We start from the raw sequence: 22,235 nt of genomic DNA, 5'->3' as shown, positions 1-22,235 counted from the left end.
ATACGATGGCAGCCCTTCCTTCCCTGCGACAACTCTCCTATCTGGTAACTTTATCTGAAACCCTGCACTTTACCGAGGCAGCCCGGCGCTCTTTTGTCACTCAGTCTACCCTGTCTGGTGGCATCATGGAGCTGGAGCGGCTACTGGGCGGAGTACTGGTTGAGCGTGACCGCCAAAATGTACGGCTGACGCCACTGGGCGAGGAAGTGGTACGCCGTGCACGTTTCCTGCTAGCCGATGCACAGGACTTAATGCGCCTGAGCCGGGAGATGAGCGAACCCTTTACCGGAGAGCTGCATCTGGGTGTGATTCCCACTATTGCGCCGTTTGTGCTCACGCCATTGTTGCAATCCATTGGACAACACATGCCTAAGCTGCAACTGTTTTTGCATGAAGCGCAAAGTGGTCAGGCTGTGGAACGACTCGAACATGGCACACTGGATATTGTCTTGCTGGCGCTGCCATTTGATACGCATAACCTGATGGTACAGGAACTGCGTGATGAACCCCTGTGCCTTGTTTACCATGAACAGGACACTACCTGTGCCCATGCGCGCAGCATGGCTGATCTGGATTTATCGCGGCTATTGTTGCTGGAAGAAGGCCATTGCCTGCGTGAACATACGTTAAGTGCCTGTTCCATTAGTGACTTAAAACAAACCAGTAGCCTGTCCGCCAGTAGCTTGCCAACCCTGATTCAAATGGTACAGGCCCGGCTTGGTTTTACCCTGCTCCCCGCCATTGCCATTAATTCCGGGATTTTAAATGGCCAGCCCCAGCTCAAGGTTAAGTCCATTGATCAGGCTCCTCAGCGCACACTGGCATTACTGACCCGAAAAAGCACACCATTGCATGCCGAATTTGCCCAACTGGCAAAGCTGCTTGAGCCAATTATTAATTTTTAAACCTGCGTCATATTAAAAAACTCTTTCATATTAGAAGGGTTTTTTATTCAAGCTTAATTTACTGGACGCATTTGGACGAATTGGTTGCATTGAATCCATGTAGACAAGCTCATGTTACTCATCATCTTGTACCCTGTTTAAAAAACCTTCCCTGATTTCTGCCGGCATATCCTGATGCCACCAGACATAAATCGAAGCCTTGATATCTTCATCTTCATCCGGATCATTAAAGGGTTCATCATCCTCACGGACTAACTCATCGCCCTCAAACTTAAGCCAGAATTCCCACGGATCATCATCGCCACAACCCCAGGCTTGGGCATGGATTTCAGGTAACAGTGACTTTAAAAATAACAGGATCGCTTCAATAAACTCATCGCCAGCAGAACCATGCACAAAATGGGCAACCGAATAACCGGCTGTACGGGATACCGATTCCGGACCAAGGTCAAATTCAACAGAATCGACCTGATCCAGTAAATCCTGTGCCAGTGCTGCGCCTTCATCCCCATTGATTGTTGCCGCACCTTGCAGGAACACACTGTCATTACCCCGATGCTGGGTAAATAAGGCATCCAGTTTATCCATAATACTGGCATCAGGATGGGTGTAATACAGGTTGCTATGTAATTCCATGATATTCCCCTCGTATTTTTATAAATCAGTTAAGTTTTATTGAGTCATACAAATTTTTAAATTGGTAAATGACAGCACGCCTGATATTGCTGCCCTGGCCTATATTTATCAATCAGGCTAAAACCAAGCAGTATCGGCGCTGATTTCATAGAGGATTTTATTAATATTTTATAGCGCCATACGTTCTAAAATGACGTCTTATTCCTTTGAAAAAAAACTGTTTTTTAGCGTGATAGCTTGTCAAGTAAAATTTGCTGTGCCATATGCGGCTGTTCATTCTCGTCCGCCACCAGCCGTTTCCACTCGCCATTTCCCTTAAGAATCCAAACCTGCTGGTTATCTTCCAGATAGTTCAGCAACCCTTGCTGAATAATGCGTTTTTTTAAAACCGGATCTTCAATCGGAAAACAGGCTTCCACGCGTGAAAACAGGTTTCTGTCCATCCAGTCAGCGCTAGAACCATAAACACGCGGTTCCCCACCACTATTGGCAAAATAAAATACCCGCGTGTGCTCCAGAAAACGCCCTACGATTGAACGCACGGTAATGTTGTCAGATAAGCCGGGCAACTGCGGGCGCAGGCAGCAGATTGAGCGAATAATCAGGTCAATCTTGACGCCTTCCTGTGATGCCCGATACAGCGCATCAATCAGTTGCTGCTCGGTAAGTGCATTGACCTTGATAATAATATGCGCGGGTTTTCCTGCCCCGGCATTTTTAATTTCATCTTCAATAAAGCTTAACAATTGAGAATGCAGGGTAAACGGCGCATGCAGCAGCTTTTTCAGCTTGGCCATTTTGCCCATGCCAGTGAGTTCCTGAAAGATTTTATGCACGTCTTCCGACAGTGCCTTATCCGTTGTCAGCAAGCCATAATCGGTATACATACGTGCATTGCCTGCATGGTAATTGCCGGTTCCCAAATGCACATAACGGTGCAGCTTGTCCTGCTCGCGGCGTACCACCAGAATCATCTTGGCGTGGGTCTTGTAACCCACAATGCCATACACCACCACTGCGCCCGCTTCCTGCAAAATGTTGGCTACCGCAATGTTGGATTCCTCATCAAAACGCGCACGCAACTCAATCACAGCAGTGACTTCCTTGCCATTGCGCGCGGCTTCAGCCAGCAGTTTGACAATTTCAGAATCCGGCCCGCTGCGATACAGGGTTTGCTTGATGGCCAGCACTTGCGGATCACAGGCTGCCTGATGCAACAAGGTAATCACAGGTGCAAACGATTCAAAGGGATGATGCAGCAGAATGTCCTGTTTTTTCATGGCCTCGAAAATATTTTCACTTTTTTGCAGGACGGCTGGAATCGCAGGAATAAATGGCTTGTACTTTAAGTGTGGGCGATTAAAGTTGGAAATCAGGCGCGCAAGGTTAACTGGACCATCTACTTTATACAGCTGGGCCGGTTTTAAGCGAAAGCGGTTAAGCAAATAGGTGACAATATGCTCAGGGCAGTTTTGGGTTACTTCAAGTCGTACCGCACGGCCAAAACGGCGCGAATTCAGCTCACCTTTTAGTGCCTTGGCCAGATCTTCTACATCTTCGTCCAGCTCCATATCCGCATTACGCGTAACCCGGAACTGGTAACAACCTGTGGCGGTCATGCCAGGAAACAGATCACTCACATGCTCATGAATAATGGCTGACAGCATGACATGATGATCATGCCCATTGGTCAGCTCATCGGGCAAACGGACTACGCGCGGTAGCGAACGCGGTGCTGGCACCACAGCCAGATTGATCTGACGACCAAAAGCATCCTTGCCTTCCAGCGTGACAATAAAGTTCAGGCTTTTATTCACCAGACGTGGAAACGGATGCGCTGGATCAAGGCTGATTGGGGTGAGTACCGGCATAACCTGTTCGTGGAAATATTGCTTAACCCATGCTGCCTGTTCTTCAGTTAGCTCATCCCGACGCAGGAAACGGATATCCTCTTCGGCCAGTTGCGGCAGGATTTCCTCATTTAAAATGCGGTACTGACGCTCAATGGCGGTATGGGCAGTGTGGGAAATCTGTGCCAGTACTTCAGCTGGTGTTAACCCATCCGGTGTGCGGCTTTCATTGCTAAAGCTCAGTTGCTGGAGCAAACCAGCCACGCGGATTTCAAAAAACTCATCCAGATTGCGTGAAAAAATCAGCAGGAAATTCAGGCGTTCCAATAGCGGATGCAGTGGATCAACCGCCTGTTCAAGTACCCTTAGGTGAAAATCCAGAATGGACAGTTCACGATTGATATAGCGATTATTAAAGGTATAGGTTTCAGAATGAATATCTACCTGCTGATTCATGGATGTGTGCCAGTTCTTCTCATCATTAAAATCAGTATGCTACTTTTTAATGACAGTTCAATAACAACTGCTTAAAAACCAGCCATTAAGTGTTAAAAAACTTAAGAACAGACTGGTTTACTCATCTTTTGGCAAGCGTACATAACCCATGTAACGCTGAATGCGGGCCTTGCGCGTACGAACCTTGCGGTCAGCGGGATGATCCTGATAATACTTGGGATTCGGCAAGTAAGCGGCTAATTGCGCCGCTTCACTTTTACTCAAATTGGCGGCTGACTTGCCAAAATAATATTGCGCAGCCGCTTCAGCGCCGTAAATGCCCTTGCCAAACTCTACCGAGTTAACATACACCTCTAGAATGCGTTGCTTGCTCCAGAGCCGCTCCATCATCCAGGTGGCAATGGCTTCCTGACCTTTTCTAATATAAGAACGCTGGTTAAACAAGAACAGGTTTTTGGCCAGTTGCTGGCTAATGGTTGAACCACCAGCAACCACCTCGCCCTTTTTCTCATTTTTGGTAAGTGCCAGTTGAATGCCAGTCCAGTCAAAACCGGAATGGTCAATAAATTTGGCATCTTCACCCGCAATGAGTGCACGCTTGAGGTTATTACTGATGCGGTCACTGTCTTTCCATTCATGGCGAATGGCAGGCTGCTTATAGTTCCATTCATAAATGCGCATGAACATGGAACGCTCAACCGGCTGATATTTCCACCACACCAGACTGGAAAAAATCCATAGTTGAACCAGCAAAAATACAGATATCCCAATTAACACAGCACGCGCAATAAATGCCTTCATAACAGCGAGATAAAAAGTTATAGTGGCGCAATGCTATCAAAGCCGCCGATTTTACTCCAATTATTTTATTTCTATGCCCATGCATGCAATCAGCAGGGCATTTTTAATGTGCCTATAGAAGAATGCCTTGAGTGCCAGCCATGAATGAATATCTGTTGAAACAGCCACTTCGTTACTGGTGGCTTACTGCCCTGCTGATTACCATCAATTGCGGCCTGTTTGCATGGCAGGTATTGAGTGGTGTCAGTGCAACTGACCCTAGTGTGTCTGACCTGATCAAATGGGGTGCTGACTTTGCACCGCTTACCCTGACCAGTGAAAACTGGCGTTTGCTTAGTAGCATGTTCTTGCATATTGGTTTTGTGCACCTGCTCCTGAACATGTGGGCGCTGTATTTATTTGGTATGTATGCCGAATTTTATTATGGCCGATTCTGGTATGTGGTGATTTACCTGCTTGCAGGCATTGCTGGTAACCTGGCCAGCAATTACACCGGACTTCATCAGGCGCTTCAGTTTTCAAACACGGCCATCTTGCAGGCCAGCAGTATGGGTAACAGTCTGGTGCCCTCGGTCAGTGCAGGTGCGTCCGGTGCCATTATGGGGCTGGGTGGTGCGCTACTGGTCGCCGCGTTATGGCCTAAAAAAGACCTTGAGCCTAAATACTTACTCAATAAAAATGCATTGATTATGCTGGCCCTGTTGAATCTGGGCTTGGGGCTTTTTGTCAGTGGCATTAATAGCATTGCGCATTTGGGGGGCTTTGCGGGTGGACTTATATTGGCGCTGGGCTATCGCTTTAGTCTTCACTTTTCAGGATTTAGTAAATACAGCCTGCAACTGGCGCTTATTGCTGCAAGTATAGCCACTTTACTCTATGTCGATTATTGGCTGATTGAACATGCAAAGCAGTTACTGCATTTCTGGTCAATTTATTTACTACAGTTTAAGTCTTCATAATTTAAAACCAGCCCATGCAAAAATCCCTTCTAAACTTTTATTAACGCTTAGAAGGGATTAAGTCAATGATAGACAAAAATAAACAACAGCTTAAAACGTCGACAAACCACTCCATTCGGTAAAGCGATACCACCAGTATTTCAATTGTGATTCATCCTTGTACTTTGCATAAGCCACGCTCAAATTCTGGTCATTCTGGTTGGTCCATACCCGGTCAAAATAGCCATGCGCCTGTGTAATGGCTGGATAATCTGCATGGGCGAGTAAGCGTACATCAGTTTCCAGATTCAGGTTATTCAAGTTGCGGCGGGTATAATTGGCAGAGCCTAAAATGAGTTCACTTTGGCCAGTTTTGCCACTGGTTTTCACCAGCATCTTGGTATGACACTGCTCGCCATGTGTACTGCACCAGCGCAAGGAAACACCAGCTTTTTTCAATTCCATGGCCACTTGCCGATTGGGAATGCCATTTTTCTTGCGGCCAAAGGCGTCTTCATTGGGATCTAATAACAAGCGAACATTGACACCGCGCTGTTTTGCATCCTTGATGGATTGAATAATTTTACGATGCGATAAATAAAACACGGCAATATCCAGCCGGTCACCCTGCTGTGCGGTGTTTAAACTGTTGAGCAAGGCATCACGAATTTTGGCTTCAGTCAGGATCTGCAAACGTGGCTGGTCGTCACTGGCAGGTGGTGGTGGCGCAGCAACAATAAAGGGCAAATCAGCACCCGACATTCGCGCAACAGCACGCTCGGTTTCCAGCACATCCAGCGCAGCCGCACCGGAAAATTTGAGCGCAGTATTGTCGTGCCAGCTACTGGCATTGTGCGGATTGGCCGAGGTCACCAGCGCCTGCCAGCCATCTGGCGCATCGGTAATCAGGGTCTTGCGATGATTGGCTTTAAAGTTAAACAGGGTTAAATAACTGCGCAGGGTGATTTTATCCTTACCCAATGGGTTGGGCAGCCAGCCTGCTTCCGGGTTATTGGAAAACCACTGGCAGCACAAATACCAGAAGCCAGACCATAAGGGATTGGACGCGCGCAGTGGTTTTAAATCTGTTTCAATCACTTCAATTCCGGCCTGGCGCAAATCCAGCAGGTTACGGGTGAGCTGCCCGCCATACACAGTATTAATGGGATCGGTAATCACCACAATCTGGATTTCCGGTGTGTTTTTATGCTTGGCAATCAGCGCCTGCGTCAGCTCGGCTGTCAGATTACGGTATTTGCCCTTGGAATCACCCACATAATCATTGAACAGGAACATATCCACCACAATCATACGGCGTGCCTGACTGATCATGTCAAAGGCCTGATCAAAAATTTCTTGCTGCTGGTGGCGCTGGTTCTGATTGTCAGTATAGGTATAATCGCCCAGAAACTGTACCTGCCCGGCAGTACGTAGCGGCAAGGCCACATTTAAGCCTTGCGGTAATGGCTTATACACCTGATAAATTGCCGATGCCAGATAAGCCAGACACCACAATGCCAGTAAAAACATCAACATGGTTTTTTTTGTCCACTTTAGTTGATTAAGCAAATACTGAAAAAAACGCATACATCACTCTTGAGGAATTACTTGAGCGTAGTGTAATTCATCCGTTCTTTAAAATTTAAGTATTTATGCAATCCGGTAACTCATCTGTTTTTCTAGGTTTGGCCGCTTTTTATTTTTAATCAATGATATGTTATAATATAACTTTTAAAAGCAAAGAGAATAATCATGCGCGCCAATATTCATCCGTCCTATCAGGAAGTGTTATTTCACGATACCAATGCCGATGTGTACTTTATTATCCGCTCTACCCTACAGCCCAAGCAAACCCGTGAATTTGAGGGCAAAATCTATCCGTATGTTACGCTGGATATTTCCAGTGCCTCCCATCCCTTTTATACCGGGGAAGTGCGTCAGGCCAGCAATGAAGGCCGTGTTGCCAGCTTTAACAAGCGTTTTGGCCGTTTTGCAAGCGGCAAGAACTAAAAAACTTATGTAAAACCTTCTATTCAAACTCGGTTAAAACCCGAGTTTTTTTTCTGATTCTATTTTTAATTTATTATAGCTCTCATATAAAAAATTAAAGTAATATCTCAATCAAGAAAAATATTATTGAATTTCCACAAATAATTTTTACTTCTTAAAAGGATAATTTTATGGTAGATGATAAAAAAAATTCTTTTTCTCAGTATAAAAAATTAATAGCCGCAAGAAAAGAAGCTCTCTATTTCGCTCCACTTAAAATCTTTGGCATAGGTGCTACTTTAATTGTAATTCTTGCTCAAATACCAAACTTAAACAGCAATTTTATCAACTACTTTATACTGATTTATTTCATACTATCTGCAATCTATTTATATATTATTTCGATTAAATCCTCCATGAATAACATATGCCCTTTTTGTGAAAAAGAATTCTTTTCCAATTCTATCTTATTTACAGGTTTTTATAAGAAAAATTGTCAACATTGTCACATGCCCTTTAAGAAAAAAGATTAGACAATTTTTTATTAACCAATAACTACTCATCTTATAATTATATAAGATGAGTATCACGCTTATTATATTCTAAAATTTCAATTGCACACCGGCAGTAAAATTACGGCCCGGCTGCGGAATGGTCGATAAAAATGAGCTATGGCTAACGTATTTTTCATCCAGCAAATTGTTCATTTGCAGATATAACCGATAGCTGTTGCGGGCATTTAACTCACCATCATAAGCCAGCGTGGCATTGATCAGGTTATAGCCTGCGGTGTTGGACTCATAGTCGGCAATATCATTTTGCTTAAACACATGCGCGTATTCGAGTGCACCGCCCAGTTGACCACCCAAGGCATCCCAGTTGGCCTGTATACGGCTGCCCAGACGCGCTGCCGGAATACGTGGCAGGTTACGGTTGCCTTGCGCATCGCTACTGTCCAGCTTGGCGCGTACATAATCACCAAACAAAGTCGCTGTATAATTATCGTCAATGCGGTAACTGCTTTCAGCCTCAACGCCATTAAATGTGGCATTAGCCTGCGTGTATTGAATCAGGCGAAAATCTTCAAAGCGATCCAGTGTTTTGGCATAAATATAGTCATCAACCTGATTATGATACGCACTTAAGCCAAAGGTGAAATCACCCGCCGTTTTACGCAGGCTCAGCTCAACATTATTGGATTTCTCATTGCTTAAATTGGCATCACCCAGCTCATAAGTGTTAGTGGCAAAGTGGCCGCCATTGGCATATAGCTCCTGGGCGTTTGGCATCCGTTCAGAATGGGCCAGCGACAAAGCCAGTGCATAATCTGGTACAAATTCCCACGTGGCTGCAAAAGACGCGGAAGTGGCCGTATCGTCATAGTCCTGCGTACTAAATTTAGCCAGTCCCAGTTCTGGATTAATGGTTTGCCATTCCTGCCGCGCGCCCAACTCAAAATGTATATCTTTCCACTGATAATGCTCCAGCAAAAAGGCACTGATGTTTTCAGTCAGGGTTTTGGGCAAAAAGGCTTCTTCGCCATTGGCTTCAAAGTCCGAGCGCGCATATTGCAGACCCAGCACGCCTTCAAAACCTGCCACTGGCACATGTGTGAGTTCAATACGCCCATCATAACCCTTGTTATTAAATTGGGTTGCAACGCTGCCCTCTTCTATTTCATCGTGCTGGTAATCGGTATAACCGACCCTAACACGGATTTTGTCAAAGGCGGTAAATGGCTGCGCATACTCTGCCCGAAAATCCATCCGCTTGCTGTCAAGTTCGATCCAAGGTGCGGCTTCATGGCTATGGTCGTGCTCGTGGTCATGTGCCGCTTCATCTTCATGTTCCTCATCATGTCCGCCACAATGCAAATGCGTACCATGTGGCTGATTGTAATGTAATTCGCAGCTTTCATATTCATGGCTATGACCGGGCAAGCCATATTTATCCTTGCGCTGGGTAAAGGCCAACCCGGCAAAACCACGTTCGCCAATCCATGACAGCCCTACACTGGCATTCTCACCTGTCGCATAAGAACCATCGACCCGTTTTTCATTCTCACCTTCTGGCGCGTAGCCACGTACCTTATAATCACTGGTCTCGCGTTTAACTCCTTCAACATGCAAGGCAAACTGCTCGCCCAGCCCAAGAGTGACAGCCGCTGCTGCCGCTTTTTCATCGGCTACTGTGTTGCCTCTTAAATTGACCTCTCCCTCAACTCTATTTTCAGGCATACGGCTGGGAATCTTGTTATCGAGTACATTAATAGCGCCACCAATTACACCACTGCCATAGAGCAAGGTTGAAGGTCCACGTACCACCTCAATTTTTTCGGATAATAATGGTTCTACCGTCACCGCATGATCAGGCGAAATCGCTGAAGCATCCATCACTTCTGATCCATCCGACAATACCTTAACCCGGGGCGCAGTTTGCCCGCGAATCACAGGGCGACTGGCCCCACCGCCAAAACTATCGGCATGAATGCCCGGCTGCCCGGCCAATGCTTGTCCTAATGTCGTTGCCCCGCTGGCCAATTGATCATGCTCAACCACACTAACTGGCGTAGCAATATCAGATGCAGTTCGATCCAGGGGGTGCGCACTAATCACGATGGTCGGTAATGTATTAATGCTTGCGTTTGTATTGGCAGAGGCTGTCTTGGCAGATATTGCAGTATCAGACTGATCCAGTGCTTTTTGTTCTGCTTCATTGCGCTGGGTCTCGCCCGATGTTTCTGCCCATGCACTCATGGGGAGTGGTGCCAGTAGCATAGCCAGCGCCATTGCCTGTACGAGGGGATGACATTTTAGGTGCATAAGATTGTCCTGTTTTTTCAAAAGCATGCTTGCAAAAGTCTGACTTCTTTAAAGCCTGTTATCATAAAAACCCAAATGAATAATGTTATGTTATAACATATATATTAATTCAACAACCAGATATTGCATCTGTAAAAATTTGCCAATAAAAAAATTTGACTGCCACAAACTTTAAAAGCACAAATTTCAAAAGCACAAAAGCGTCTTGAGCCGATAGCTATATATAGGCATAATTGACCGTTTTCATGCGTTCCCCAAAAGCGCTCAAATTTTTAGATAATTAGTGGACTCTACGCGCCATGATGCGAACTCATTACTGTGGCTCTTTAACTGAAGCCCAACTGGATCAAACTGTTACCTTATGCGGCTGGGTACACCGTCGCCGCGATCATGGCGGTGTGATTTTTCTGGACATGCGCGACCGTGAAGGTCTGGTTCAGGTGGTGATTGATCCGGATACCCCAGAAGCATTTGCCACTGCTGACCGTGCACGCTCCGAATATGTATTAAAAATTAAAGGCTACGTGCGCAAGCGCTATGCAGGCACTGAAAATGCCAATATGGTGAGTGGCCAGATTGAAGTATTGGCCAAAGAAATTGAAACTTTGGCAGTTTCTGAAACGCCGCCATTCCCGCTAAATGATGAATTTAGCAATGTGTCCGAAGAAAACCGCCTGAAATATCGCTTTCTGGACATGCGTCGCCCGGAAATGCAGGAACGTATGGTGTTCCGCTCCAAGGTCACCAGCCTGATTCGTAACTATATGGATCGCAATGGCTTTCTGGATGTAGAAACTCCAATCCTGACCCGTGCCACCCCGGAAGGTGCGCGTGATTATCTGGTGCCTAGCCGTACCCAGCCCGGCAGTTTCTTTGCCCTCCCACAATCACCCCAGTTATTCAAGCAATTGCTGATGGTGGCGGGTTTTGACCGTTACTACCAGATTGCCAAATGCTTCCGTGATGAAGACCTGCGTGCTGACCGTCAACCGGAATTTACCCAGATCGACGTTGAAACTTCCTTTATGTCTGATGAAGACATCATGCAAATGATGGAAGGCCTCACCGTTGAGCTGTTTGACACCATGCTGAACGTGAAGTTTGACAAATTCCCACGCATGACCTACGCCGATGCCATGCGTGATTATGCCTCTGACAAGCCAGACCTGCGTATTCCATTGAAACTGGTTGACGTGGCCGACCTGATGCAGGATGTGGAATTTAAAGTATTTGCCGGCCCAGCCAAAGACCCGAAAGGCCGTATTGCAGCCTTGCGTGTGCCGGGTGCTGGCGAGTTAAGTCGTGGCCAAATTGACGAATACACCAAATTTGTGGGTATTTATGGCGCCAAAGGTTTGGCCTACATCAAAGTTAATGACTTAAGCCAAGGCGTTGTTGGCCTGCAATCCCCTATCGTCAAATTCATTGAACCAATTGTATTGCAACTGCTGGAACGTGTTGGTGCTGAAAATGGCGACATCGTCTTCTTTGGCGCAGATAAAGCCAAGGTTGTAAACGATGCCATGGGCGCCCTGCGTGTGAAGATTGGCCATGACCTGAAACTGGCAACTTGTGAATGGGCGCCAATGTGGGTGGTCGATTTCCCGATGTTTGAAGAAACCGACGACGGCAAGTGGACCTCTGTGCATCATCCATTTACCCTGCCAAAGGGTTCGGTTGAGGACATGAAAACCAATCCGGGTCAGGCCTTGTCTGTTGCCTACGACATGGTATTAAACGGTACTGAAATTGGTGGTGGCAGCTTGCGTATTTATACGCTTGAGATGCAAAAAGCGGTGTTTGAAGCGCTAGGCATTTCTGATGAGGAAGCCGAAGATAAATTCAGCTTCCTGCTGGATGCACTGAAATATGGTGCGCCACCACATGGTGGTCTGGCCTTTGGTCTGGATCGTCTGGTGATGCTCATGACTGGCGCAAACTCCATCCGTGAAGTGATTGCCTTCCCGAAAACCAAAACAGCTGAATGTCCATTAACCCAGGCACCAGCCCCTGTTGATGCCAACCAGTTACGTGATCTGGGCATTCGCCTGCGTGAAAAACCAAAAGCCGAAGCAACACAGAATTAAGTAAACAAGGCTTAAGTTATTGTTTAATGTATAACGCGCCACCAAAAAAGCTCTCCCGGTGAGGGCTTTTTTTATAGCCGGATACTTGAGCTGGTTTTTTTTCTTTAACTTTTAAAATGTTGTTTCTGTTTCAATCAGTGTTTTAAAGTTGTCCTTTCAGTTGCCCTGTCTGGGGCTTCATGCGACAATTTGGGCCTATAAATAATTTTTAGTATTGAAAGGCATAAGCTATGGCAATGCGTCCTGAAGTAAAACGAAATGGCTGGTTAATCATTGGATTTGCTGTTCTTCAGTGCATTTTGCTCCAGACAGCCGTTCATCAGCAGTGGCTGGACTTAAATTATTCGCAGCGCGCGGCGACTTACACTTTAAGTGGAATTTTCTGTGCCACCCTGATTTTACTGGCCCTGCTTTATATGGTGATTAAGGGTAATCCTGATAACTACGATTCCTAAGGCGTTTATATAAGCAATTTACAATTGGCTGCTGTAGTCGTTATTTGTTTTGTCATTGGGTTGAACTGTGCCGCTTTACAGGTTGTGTTACACCAATAATTGGCCCTAAAAACCTTTGTCGGTCATGACGATTTAACGCAGGTAAATACAGGCTGGAAATGGTTCCATCCAGATACAAGGCATTGTCTATTTTTAGGGTATGTTTGAAGAAGTCTGCCAGTTCATAAAAACTCACTGGCTGTTCGCTAATCACAAATACTGCTTTGGTGGATTGCTTGACCCCTACCGCATTGCGAATAAAACGTGAGCTTGAGGCTGGATTAAACTGCGAATTAATCTTTCCCTTATAAATCAGCAATGGCCCCGACTGGGTTGCTAGCCAGATATGCCTGGATGGGTTGCTTTGAAAATCAGCGGTACTTATCACCTGCGCGCTATCAGCACCTGAAGGATATTTATCTGCTTTCTTTAGTAAAAATACGCCATTCGGCTGCATAAAGAAGTTGCCTGTACCTGTTTCCGTATTTAAGGGATATAGCTCACTGCCCTGCTCAACATACAAACCAACCGGCAAATAGTTGGGATGAAACATGCCAGCATTCATGGCAAAGATGAGTTGTTGGGATGCGGGTTGTTGCTGTGCTGATTGCTGTTTTAATAATTGCTGATTAATCGCTGCAAACGACTGGTAAGGATTTCCACGATTATCCTTTAAAAACAATTGCAGGTTATCTTTTTTAATATCCACCGTCACCACCACAGCCCGGGTATTGGCAAGTGGCAAGGTTTGTACTTCAATAGCCTGACTGTTTTGCAAGGTCATCAACCCTGTGATACCGGCAAACAGTAAGTGTTTAAGCTGTTTTTTTATGAAGCTAGGCCTTTGATTGGTAGTCATCACTGCACCTTATGTCAGTTTTTGGTTTAAGCACAAAATATTTTTGAGTAAAATAGTTTAACTCTTGGGATGGACACACGCATGCGTCTTTTTTTAACAATAATAAGTTTAACAACAGCTATTTTATTAACTGGTTGCTCCCGTGAACCCACTGAACCAGAATTACGGCAAGCCTATGAAAAGTCACTGGCAGAAGCCAATCAGCTTGCTGTAAAAATTGGTGGTGACCGCATGAAAATTGGTTTGCAGGATTTTAAAAAGCTGTCCTGCGAACAGCCTGAAGCTTCTGCCAATCAGAACAATCAAAGCCAGCAAGAATCAAACAATACCAAACAATATCGCTGTGATATTCAGGTGAAGCTGGATTTACCACTGGTTGGGCCTAGCACGCAAAATGGCACAATGACCGTAGTCAAGCACGATCGTGGCTGGGTAGTGCTCAGCAATAACTAGTTTGCTGGAAACACATATCCTGTCATGTATTTTTTACTCAAGATTCTTGCGCGCCTGCCACTTCCAGTCCTGCACTATTTGGCGCGCTGGGTTGCCCTGTTTATCATCATCATGCCCTATGCAGGTATGCGCTGGGTGGTGCGTGTTAACCTGTCACTCACCTATCCCCAGTTAAGCCAGCAGCAACGGCTTCAACTGGAACGAGCCAGTATTTACAGCCAGTGCCTGACTGCCGCTGAATCCATTAAAAGCTGGGGTATGCCAACATCCTACAGCCTCGCGCAAATCCACAGTATTTCAGGCACTGATATTTTGCTACAAGCCCTGAAGAACCCGAAAGGTGTCATTGCTGTTGTACCGCACTTTGGCACATGGGAGCTGATGAATGCCTGGCTAAACCAGTACGCCAGTCCAGTCATTATGTATAAACCCAGCAAGGATGCTGGTGTTGACCGTTTTATGCTTGAAGCTCGCCAGCGCTTGAACGCCACCCTCGTACCCACCAATGATTCTGGCGTACGTGCCATTTTTAAGGCGCTCAAAACTGGTGGCTTTACTGCGATTTTACCGGATCATGTACCGGATCATTCCGGTGGGATTTACGCCCCTTTTTTTGGCCATTCGGTTTTAACCACCACCTTGGTATCCAAACTGGCGCAAAAAACCCAGTGCAGTGTGCTTGGCCTTAGTTGTATCCGTCGGCCAGATTTATCAGGCTTTGATATTGTTTGTGAGCTACTGGACCACCGGATTCTGGATCAGGATTTACAGGTATCGGTAAAGACAATGAATACCGAGATTGAACGCATGATTGCCCGTGCTCCCGAGCAATACATGTGGGGTTACAAGCGCTTTAAGCAGATGCAAAATCTGTCCAATGTTTATAAAAAGCCTTAAAAAAAATTAACTTAAAATGAATCAAAATCTTAAGTAAAAATAAGCTAAAATTAAACTATATTGACCGAAAAATGATGCTTAAACAACATGACAACACCCCTCACCTGTTTTAAAGCCTATGACATTCGTGGCCGCCTTGGCACAGAACTCAATGAAGATATTGCCTACCGGATCGGCCGCGCCTATGGCCAGATTTACCAGCCTAAAACCGTCGTGGTTGGCAGTGATATTCGTTTAACCAGTGAAGGTCTTAAGCAAGCGACTGCACGTGGCCTGATGGATGCTGGGGTTAATGTGATTGACCTTGGCATGACAGGTACTGAAGAAGTTTATTTCGGTGCATTTCATCTAGATGTGCAGGGCGGTATTGAAGTTACTGCCAGCCACAATCCCATGGATTACAATGGCATGAAACTGGTGCGTGAAAATGCTTACCCGATTAGCGCCGATAGTGGTTTAAAAGAAATTCAGGCACTGGCGGAAAGTCAGGATTTTGTAGAAGGCCTGCAAAAAGGTACCTTAATACAAAAATCCATTTTAAAAGAATTTGTTGAACACCTGCTGACCTATATTGACATTGGTCAGTTAAAGCCACTCAAGCTGGTAGTTAATGCTGGAAATGGCGCGGCTGGTCATGTGATTGACGCTATAGAGCAGCAATTTGTACAGCACAATGTGCCTGTTGAATTTATTAAAGTTCACCATGAAGCCAATGGCAATTTTCCAAACGGGATTCCCAACCCGTTACTGCCGGAAAACCGCGCTGCCACTCGCGATGCGTTGCTGGCGCATCAGGCTGATCTTGGCATTGCCTGGGATGGTGATTTTGACCGTTGTTTCCTGTTTGATGAAACTGGCCAATTTATTGAAGGCTATTATATTGTTGGCTTGTTGGCTCAGGCCTTCTTACTTAAATCTCCGGGTGAAAAAATCATTCATGACCCACGCCTGACCTGGAATACCATTGATATGGTCGAGGAAAGCAAGGGTGAAGCCATTCAGTCCAAATGTGGGCATGCTTTTATTAAAGAGCAAATGCGCCGGGATAATGCCATATATGGCGGCGAAATGAGCGCACACCATTATTTTCGTGATTTTGCCTACTGTGACAGCGGCATGATTCCCTGGCTTTTGGTAATTGAACTGATTTCCCAAACTGGCAAGCCTTTATCCGAATTGGTGAATGAACGGATTGCCAAATTTCCATGTAGTGGTGAAATCAATTTTGTGGTTGATGACAGCAAGGCCACTATTCAACGTGTACTTGATTATTTTGCACCCCAGCAACCTGTTATGGACACCATTGATGGCATTAGCCTTGATTTTGGCAACTGGCGCTTTAACTTGCGTGCTTCCAACACCGAGCCGTTATTACGCTTGAATATTGAAAGCAAAGGCTGGCTGGAAAATAATGGCGTTGAGCAATATATTGATTTGCTCACCCGTTTAATTGAAAATAAAACCGTGTAATTTTTTTAATAGCACTGCAATAAAAACTCCCCTGAGCAAAGGGGAGTAAGCTTATTTTTTTAGGTTTCCCAATTTTTTCTCAACATAATTATTGGTTTTACCATCAAATATAAAGCGGCTTTTTTCAAAAGTTGCCTTTTCTTTTTCTCCAGACAAAGTTTTATAACTTATCTCAATAGGATAAAAAGCTTGATCATTGGGCAGAATTTTTAATATTGAGGTTGTCACAGAGGCATACTCAGGGCGATCGGCATAAAAGGAACTGCTATCATGACCTGCCATACCAATCTCGACCACCTGAATTTTATCCTGCTCTGATAAAAATAAGCTATACCATTCAGAACCTGCTTCTCCACCCGCACCCGTGTAATGCCCTATAAAATAACTCCCGATCAGATTTTTGCCCATAGGCTGCAAATTTTTTCTAATCTGTTTTATATCCAGTTTTAATCGTCCCGCACCACCTGGTAAATCATCTACATTTAACTGGTAATTGATCAGATAAAATCTACCATTTTCCTGTTTCTTAAAAACTAAAAAATCCGCTTTTGCACTGCAGGCATTACAGCTTTTAATGAACCCACCGCTGCCAACAGCTAATTTCTCTAACAATATAAAATAACGCATTTCACCTGCTGAGTTTTTATAAGAAACGACTGGATGCATTAGCACTAACTGCTGCTCTTGGGCGGCCACATCAAAAAATACAGTCTTGGCATAAGGTTTAAAGTCTGCCTCGTTATCGTAGTGTTGATGATTAACAATTTGGTGCGCATAAATATTTTTTAAAATATCCTTAAATTCCAATGAAGTTGTTTGCCGGTTTAACTGTACAGTTTCTATAAATTCCTGTTGATTTTGAGCATAATTGGATTGAATAGCACCTATAAACAATAGGCTGCATAGCAATAATAATTTTGTCATTTTGTTTTCCGTTTAATAATTTAAAAAGCGTTTTATCCTGAAAATTTTAAGGATAAAACGCAAAGGTTATTATAATTAAATTTTGATTTTTACTGCAAAATAAAGCGCAATAAGCCTTCTGTTGACGAATCAAACTGCTTGCTGGCTTGCTTGCCTTGTAGGGCGGGTAGCAGTTCCTTGGCAATTTCCTTGCCCATCTCCACGCCCCATTGGTCAAATGGATTAATTCCCCAAATCACCGACTGGACAAACACCTTATGCTCATAAGCTGCCAGTAAAGCGCCCAAGCTAAAGGGATTTAACTCATGCAGCAAAATAGTCGAACTGGATTGATTGCCATAATATCGTTTATACACGGGCAAATCATTATAGCCTTCATCCAGAGCGCCCTCACCCAGTGCCAGCAAACGGGACTGTGCCAAACAATTGGCCAGCGCCAACTGGTGTTGTGCCTGCAACTCACTGGCGGCCTCTGCATGCAACTTTTCACGGGCATGGTAACGTAAGGCTGGCGCAATAAAATCACAGGTAATCGGTTCAGTACCCTGATGCAAAAGCTGATAAAACGCATGCTGGGCATTTGGTCCCACATTACCCCAAATGATTGGGCAGGTTCCAAGCTTGACGCGCTCCCCTTCACGGGTTACCGACTTGCCATTGGATTCCATTTCAAGCTGTTGTAAATAATCTGCCAGATACTCCAGCCGCCCGTCATAGGGCAAAATAGCTTGCGTTTTAATATTGAGGAAATTGGTATTCCATATGCCAATCAACCCCATCAGCACAGGCAGATTTTCAGACCACGGCGCATTTTGAAAGTGCTGATCCATAAAATGCGCACCCGCTAGCAACTGCTTAAAGCCCTCAATACCAATGGTGAGGGCAATCGGCATGCCAATTGTTGACCATAATGAAAAGCGGCCACCCACCCAGTCCCACATGCTAAGTTGATGCTCAGGATAAATTCCCCACTCCGTCATTTTTTCTTTATTGGTCGACACACCAATAAAATGGCAGCGGTCTACCTGTGAATTACGACCCAGCTTACGCTCAAGCCATGTTCTGGCAGTTTCAGCGTTATATAAGGTATCTACCGTTGTAAAAGATTTTGATGAAATAATAAACAGGGTGGTTTCAGGCCGTAGCTCATGCAATACATGCGATACCTGACTGCCATCCATAGACGACACAAAATGAACCTGTAGGTTTTGCGGTGTTTTAATCCGGTAATCTTCGAGTGCACGGCTAACCATAAGTGGGCCAAGGTCTGAACCACCAACGCCAATGTTCACGACATCAGTAATGACCTCTCCGGTACAGCCCCGGTACTGGCCACGATGTAACTGATCCACCAGAAAACCCATGTGATCAATCTGCTTATGAATGGCCTGTAAAATCTGATTATCAAGTGCTGAGGCTGGCTGCTGTCGTTCTGCATCTGATAGGTTTGGAACACGTAAGGCCCAGTGCATGGCAGCACGGTTTTCAGTATTGTTAACCCTGTCACCCTGAAATAGTTTTTCCATCCAGCTACGCAACTGGGCAGCATCTGCAAACCGGTTCAATGCGTCCAGAATATCGCGGGTAACCCGCTGCTTGCTGTAGTCAAACAGCAAAGGCCCTATTTCCAGTTTAAACTGGTCAAACCGGGCTGCGTCCTGATCAAATAAATCCTTTAAATGAACTGTTTTTGAAAGCTCAGCATATTTTTTAAGCTGTTCATAAGGTGGAAGTGAATGATCAACCTGCATCTTATATTCCCCGTCCGATGCCAACATATTCAAAGCCCAGATCTTTTAAATAATACGGATTATAAATATTGCGCCCATCCAGAATGAGCGGGTGATTCATGGATTGCTTTAAGCGCCGGAAATTGGGATTCCAGTATTGTTTCCATTCGGTGACCAGCATCAAGGCATCTACATTCGTTGCGGCATCATATTGTGACTCGCATAAAATTAATTGCTCATGCTGTCCATAAAGCTGGGCAATTTTTTCCAAGGCAACCGGGTCATGTAATTTAACCACTGCACCTTGTGACCAAAGTGCTTCAAGAATTTTTAAAATGGGTGCATTGTCGATCTTGTTGGTATTCGGTTTATAGGCGGCTCCCCAGATTCCAACAGTTTTATTACTTAAGTCACAGTCGAAGTAGCGCCATAATTTTCTAAATAGTACTTCTTTCTGGTCTTCATTAATTTGCAGTACCTGATGTAGCAGCTTGCTTTTAATCCCTACACCTGACACCGTTTGCGCCAGATTAATCACATCCTCAGAAAAACTTTGCCCACCAAAGCCACAACCCGGATATAAATACGCCTCACCAATGCGCTTGTCGCTTCCCATGCCAACACGAATTTGCTCAATATCAACGCCAATCGCATCTGCCACATTGGATAAATCGTTCATAAAGCTAATGCGGGTAGCCAGCATGCCTGATACAGCCAGCTTGGTAAATTCTGCCTCACGTAGAGACATTTTCAAAAAATGATCCTTTAGCCGGTTAAATGGCCTGAAAATCTCACGGATCTGGTTTTCAGCACGCGGATCATCCATGCCCAGAATAATTTTGTTGGGTCGTGCAATACTATCAATGGCTACCCCCTCCTGAATAAAATCGGGGACATAAACCAGACTTTGCTGGCTCGATAAATGATTGGCCAAGCGCGCTGAACAACCAACAGCAAAAGTAGACTGATTAATGACCAGTATTTGTTGATCATGAGTGCCAAGCTTTTTAACAATCTGCTCAGCCAGACTAAAGTCCTTGGGTGCAAATGCCAGGAATACCGCTTCTAAATCATCAGGTAGAGGCTCATTTAAATGGGTATATATCAGCCGCTGCTCTTTGCGTTGCAGGTCCAATAAACTCTGTAAGCGAGGCTCAGGATAGGCCTCTCCACCGATATCCAGCATATGCTTAACTCGGCCTTCCGGTAAACATAACCAGATATCATGACCCACAGAGGCAAACAGGGCGGCACTCACCAATGCGCACAGGTTATCGCCATAAACATGTATTTTCATTGTACCAGTCTATTACTTAAGGGAGTTTTGAATCAGGTTTATAAAGTCTTTGCCCAGTTCGGGATGATCAATTCCATAGCTTAAAATAGCCTCCAGATAACCCAGCTTGCTGCCACAGTCATAAGTTTTACCAGACATCCGATAAGCATCCACAAACTCTTCATGCATGAGGCTAGCAATGGCATCAGTTAACTGAATTTCGCCACCCGCTCCCGGCTTTGTTTGTTCCAGCAGGCTTAAAATCCGTGCAGGCAGCACATAACGCCCAACCACAGCCAGGCTGGAAGGTGCTTGATCAATTTTTGGTTTTTCTACAATTCCCTGTAATTGTAGACTTTGCCCAGCCTCAAGTTTTTGTCCGGCAATATTAACTATTCCATATTGGGAAACCAGTTCAGCAGGCACCTGCTCTACCATCACTTGTGAATGATGTGTTTGGGTATAATGGTTAATCATGTGTTGCAGATCATTGCCTTTCTGAGCATTCGTGCTTTTAACCAGTACATCCGGTAACAGCACAGCAAACGGTTCATTACCAATCACCGATTTGGCACACAGCACTGCATGTCCTAAACCCAAGGGCTGCGGCTGGCGTACGGCTACCACACTTACTCCTTTAGGAATAATTGTTTGAATGGTTTCTAATAGCTGAAGCTTGTTCTTTTTTTGCAGGGTATCTTCCAGCTCATAATAACTATCAAAATAGTCTTCAATGGCACGCTTGGAAGAATGTGTGACCAGAATAATTTGCTCAATGCCTGCTGCTACGGCTTCCTGCACCACATAATCAATTACTGGGCGGTCTACCACTGTAACCATTTCCTTTGGAATTGATTTGCTGGCCGGTAAAAAACGTGTTCCCAATCCTGCTACCGGTAAAACTGCTTTTTTTACAGTCATAAAATTCTCTAAATCATAAATCGACCCAACAAAAATTTATTCTGTCATAGATCAGGCCGTACTCAAATTTATTTTGAAACTTAATTAGACCTCTTGCAAAAGAATATTGAAGCCTCAAAGACCATAACTAAACCGTAATTATTTAATAAATATGCCAAACGTAACCAAACTACTTGAGCAAAAGGACGTGGACTTTAAGCGTTATACAGGAATACACAAAGCCACTTTTGCACAAATGCTAGATGCCATGCAAGATCATGAGGCATCCAGGACTAAATCAGGTCGTCCGGGTGATCTTGGCCTGGAGGCACAGATATTACGGGCACTGACCTACTGGCGCGAATACCGAACTCTTTATCATATTGGGATGGACTTTAACAGTCATGAGTCCTGTGCCAGTGGCATTGTGAAGAAAGTTGAAGAGGTTCTGATTAACTCAGGCAAGTTTGACTTACCACGCAAGCTACCACATGGTAAACCTGATGATCTTAACTGGTCAGCAGTGATCATAGATGCCACTGAAACACCCATTGAGCGTCCAAAAAAAACCAAAGTGAATATTACAGTGGAAAATGCGGTAATCAGCCCTGCACCATAAAAATGCCCCAGGTCACCAACCCCAACACAAGATTGCTTGCCATAAAGGCAGCAACATAACCCCGCCAGTTCATTCCCTGTTTTGGATGCGTGCCCAACAGCCGGTATAGCGGTTACTCTAGCCAATAAA

At 45.0% G+C, this 22,235-nt stretch carries 21 protein-coding genes; 10 read left to right on the top strand and 11 right to left on the bottom strand.

The features are described 5' to 3' along the window. The first annotated feature begins 5 nt into the window (after positions 1-5). Entirely contained in the window at positions 6-905 is a 900-nt protein-coding gene (locus E2B99_RS05580; RefSeq protein WP_134243966.1) for a hydrogen peroxide-inducible genes activator, read from the top strand. A gap of 114 nt (positions 906-1,019) precedes the next feature. Here the strand turns inward: E2B99_RS05580 and E2B99_RS05575 are convergent, their stop codons facing one another. From E2B99_RS05575 to mtgA, 3 genes are all read right to left on the bottom strand, one after another. Next, on the bottom strand, positions 1,020-1,541 hold the full coding sequence (locus E2B99_RS05575; protein WP_134243965.1) for a hypothetical protein: 522 nt from the start codon (positions 1,539-1,541) through the stop codon (positions 1,020-1,022). Between the two features lie 224 nt (positions 1,542-1,765). Beyond that, positions 1,766-3,847 (bottom strand): polyphosphate kinase 1, encoded by a 2,082-nt coding sequence (gene ppk1 / locus E2B99_RS05570; protein WP_134243964.1) that lies wholly within the window; start codon positions 3,845-3,847, stop codon positions 1,766-1,768. 117 nt (positions 3,848-3,964) lie between these two features. Continuing rightward, positions 3,965-4,648, bottom strand: coding sequence for a monofunctional biosynthetic peptidoglycan transglycosylase (mtgA, locus tag E2B99_RS05565; RefSeq protein ID WP_134243963.1), 684 nt, complete (start codon positions 4,646-4,648; stop codon positions 3,965-3,967). Between the two features lie 140 nt (positions 4,649-4,788). On the opposite strand from mtgA, the gene E2B99_RS05560 reads away from it, so the two are divergent. Continuing rightward, on the top strand, positions 4,789-5,607 hold the full coding sequence (locus E2B99_RS05560) for a rhomboid family intramembrane serine protease (RefSeq protein ID WP_134243962.1): 819 nt from the start codon (positions 4,789-4,791) through the stop codon (positions 5,605-5,607). Between the two features lie 90 nt (positions 5,608-5,697). On the opposite strand, the gene E2B99_RS05555 is transcribed toward E2B99_RS05560, so the two are convergent. Further along, entirely contained in the window at positions 5,698-7,173 is a 1,476-nt protein-coding gene (locus tag E2B99_RS05555; protein ID WP_134243961.1) for a phospholipase D family protein, read from the bottom strand. 165 nt (positions 7,174-7,338) lie between these two features. Between E2B99_RS05555 and E2B99_RS05550 the strand changes: the two genes are divergently transcribed. Together E2B99_RS05550 and E2B99_RS05545 are read left to right on the top strand one after the other, a co-directional pair. Next, on the top strand, positions 7,339-7,596 hold the full coding sequence (locus E2B99_RS05550; RefSeq protein ID WP_134243960.1) for a type B 50S ribosomal protein L31: 258 nt from the start codon (positions 7,339-7,341) through the stop codon (positions 7,594-7,596). Between the two features lie 170 nt (positions 7,597-7,766). Beyond that, a complete protein-coding gene (locus E2B99_RS05545; protein WP_134243959.1) occupies positions 7,767-8,108 on the top strand; it encodes a hypothetical protein in 342 nt (113 codons plus the stop codon). 69 nt (positions 8,109-8,177) lie between these two features. On the opposite strand, the gene E2B99_RS05540 is transcribed toward E2B99_RS05545, so the two are convergent. Next, positions 8,178-10,331: a TonB-dependent receptor gene (locus tag E2B99_RS05540; RefSeq protein ID WP_166738996.1), complete on the bottom strand. Its 2,154-nt coding sequence runs from the start codon at positions 10,329-10,331 to the stop codon at positions 8,178-8,180. 365 nt (positions 10,332-10,696) lie between these two features. On the opposite strand from E2B99_RS05540, the gene aspS reads away from it, so the two are divergent. Together aspS and E2B99_RS05530 are read left to right on the top strand one after the other, a co-directional pair. Beyond that, complete coding sequence (aspS, locus tag E2B99_RS05535) at positions 10,697-12,484, top strand: aspartate--tRNA ligase (RefSeq protein ID WP_134243957.1); 1,788 nt, start codon at positions 10,697-10,699, stop codon at positions 12,482-12,484. A gap of 230 nt (positions 12,485-12,714) precedes the next feature. Further along, complete coding sequence (locus E2B99_RS05530; RefSeq protein ID WP_134243956.1) at positions 12,715-12,939, top strand: hypothetical protein; 225 nt, start codon at positions 12,715-12,717, stop codon at positions 12,937-12,939. A 52-nt stretch (positions 12,940-12,991) separates the two neighbouring features. Here the strand turns inward: E2B99_RS05530 and E2B99_RS05525 are convergent, their stop codons facing one another. Then, positions 12,992-13,837 (bottom strand): phosphodiester glycosidase family protein, encoded by an 846-nt coding sequence (locus E2B99_RS05525; RefSeq protein ID WP_240687748.1) that lies wholly within the window; start codon positions 13,835-13,837, stop codon positions 12,992-12,994. An 81-nt stretch (positions 13,838-13,918) separates the two neighbouring features. On the opposite strand from E2B99_RS05525, the gene E2B99_RS05520 reads away from it, so the two are divergent. From E2B99_RS05520 to E2B99_RS05510, 3 genes are all read left to right on the top strand, one after another. Next, positions 13,919-14,290 (top strand): hypothetical protein, encoded by a 372-nt coding sequence (locus E2B99_RS05520; RefSeq protein ID WP_134243955.1) that lies wholly within the window; start codon positions 13,919-13,921, stop codon positions 14,288-14,290. A gap of 24 nt (positions 14,291-14,314) precedes the next feature. Then, complete coding sequence (locus E2B99_RS05515) at positions 14,315-15,187, top strand: lysophospholipid acyltransferase family protein (protein ID WP_134243954.1); 873 nt, start codon at positions 14,315-14,317, stop codon at positions 15,185-15,187. Between the two features lie 87 nt (positions 15,188-15,274). Further along, positions 15,275-16,657 carry a phosphomannomutase CpsG gene (locus tag E2B99_RS05510; RefSeq protein ID WP_134243953.1) on the top strand — a complete coding sequence of 461 codons (1,383 nt, stop codon included), beginning with the start codon at positions 15,275-15,277 and terminating at the stop codon, positions 16,655-16,657. A 51-nt stretch (positions 16,658-16,708) separates the two neighbouring features. On the opposite strand, the gene E2B99_RS05505 is transcribed toward E2B99_RS05510, so the two are convergent. The 4 genes from E2B99_RS05505 to galU all read right to left on the bottom strand — a co-directional run bounded on the left by E2B99_RS05505 (position 16,709) and on the right by galU (position 21,508). Next, positions 16,709-17,581 (bottom strand): hypothetical protein, encoded by an 873-nt coding sequence (locus tag E2B99_RS05505; protein ID WP_134243952.1) that lies wholly within the window; start codon positions 17,579-17,581, stop codon positions 16,709-16,711. Positions 17,582-17,670: 89 nt separating this feature from the next. After that, positions 17,671-19,332, bottom strand: coding sequence for a glucose-6-phosphate isomerase (gene pgi, locus E2B99_RS05500; RefSeq protein ID WP_134243951.1), 1,662 nt, complete (start codon positions 19,330-19,332; stop codon positions 17,671-17,673). A gap of 1 nt (position 19,333) precedes the next feature. Further along, complete coding sequence (locus E2B99_RS05495) at positions 19,334-20,608, bottom strand: UDP-glucose dehydrogenase family protein (protein ID WP_134243950.1); 1,275 nt, start codon at positions 20,606-20,608, stop codon at positions 19,334-19,336. A 12-nt stretch (positions 20,609-20,620) separates the two neighbouring features. Continuing rightward, positions 20,621-21,508 carry a UTP--glucose-1-phosphate uridylyltransferase GalU gene (galU, locus tag E2B99_RS05490; protein ID WP_134243949.1) on the bottom strand — a complete coding sequence of 296 codons (888 nt, stop codon included), beginning with the start codon at positions 21,506-21,508 and terminating at the stop codon, positions 20,621-20,623. A 151-nt stretch (positions 21,509-21,659) separates the two neighbouring features. On the opposite strand from galU, the gene E2B99_RS05485 reads away from it, so the two are divergent. Next, positions 21,660-22,106 (top strand): transposase family protein, encoded by a 447-nt coding sequence (locus tag E2B99_RS05485; protein ID WP_134243948.1) that lies wholly within the window; start codon positions 21,660-21,662, stop codon positions 22,104-22,106. Here the strand turns inward: E2B99_RS05485 and E2B99_RS15080 are convergent. Beyond that, entirely contained in the window at positions 22,090-22,179 is a 90-nt protein-coding gene (locus E2B99_RS15080; RefSeq protein ID WP_166738994.1) for a hypothetical protein, read from the bottom strand. The genes E2B99_RS05485 and E2B99_RS15080 overlap by 17 nt on opposite strands. Positions 22,180-22,235 lie beyond the last annotated feature (56 nt).

The organism is Alkanindiges illinoisensis (genome assembly GCF_004377485.1).
GTDB classification, from domain to species: domain Bacteria; phylum Pseudomonadota; class Gammaproteobacteria; order Pseudomonadales; family Moraxellaceae; genus Alkanindiges; species Alkanindiges illinoisensis_A.
The sequence above is the reverse complement of the archived record's forward strand: the minus strand, read 5'-3'. Positions and strand labels throughout refer to the sequence as shown.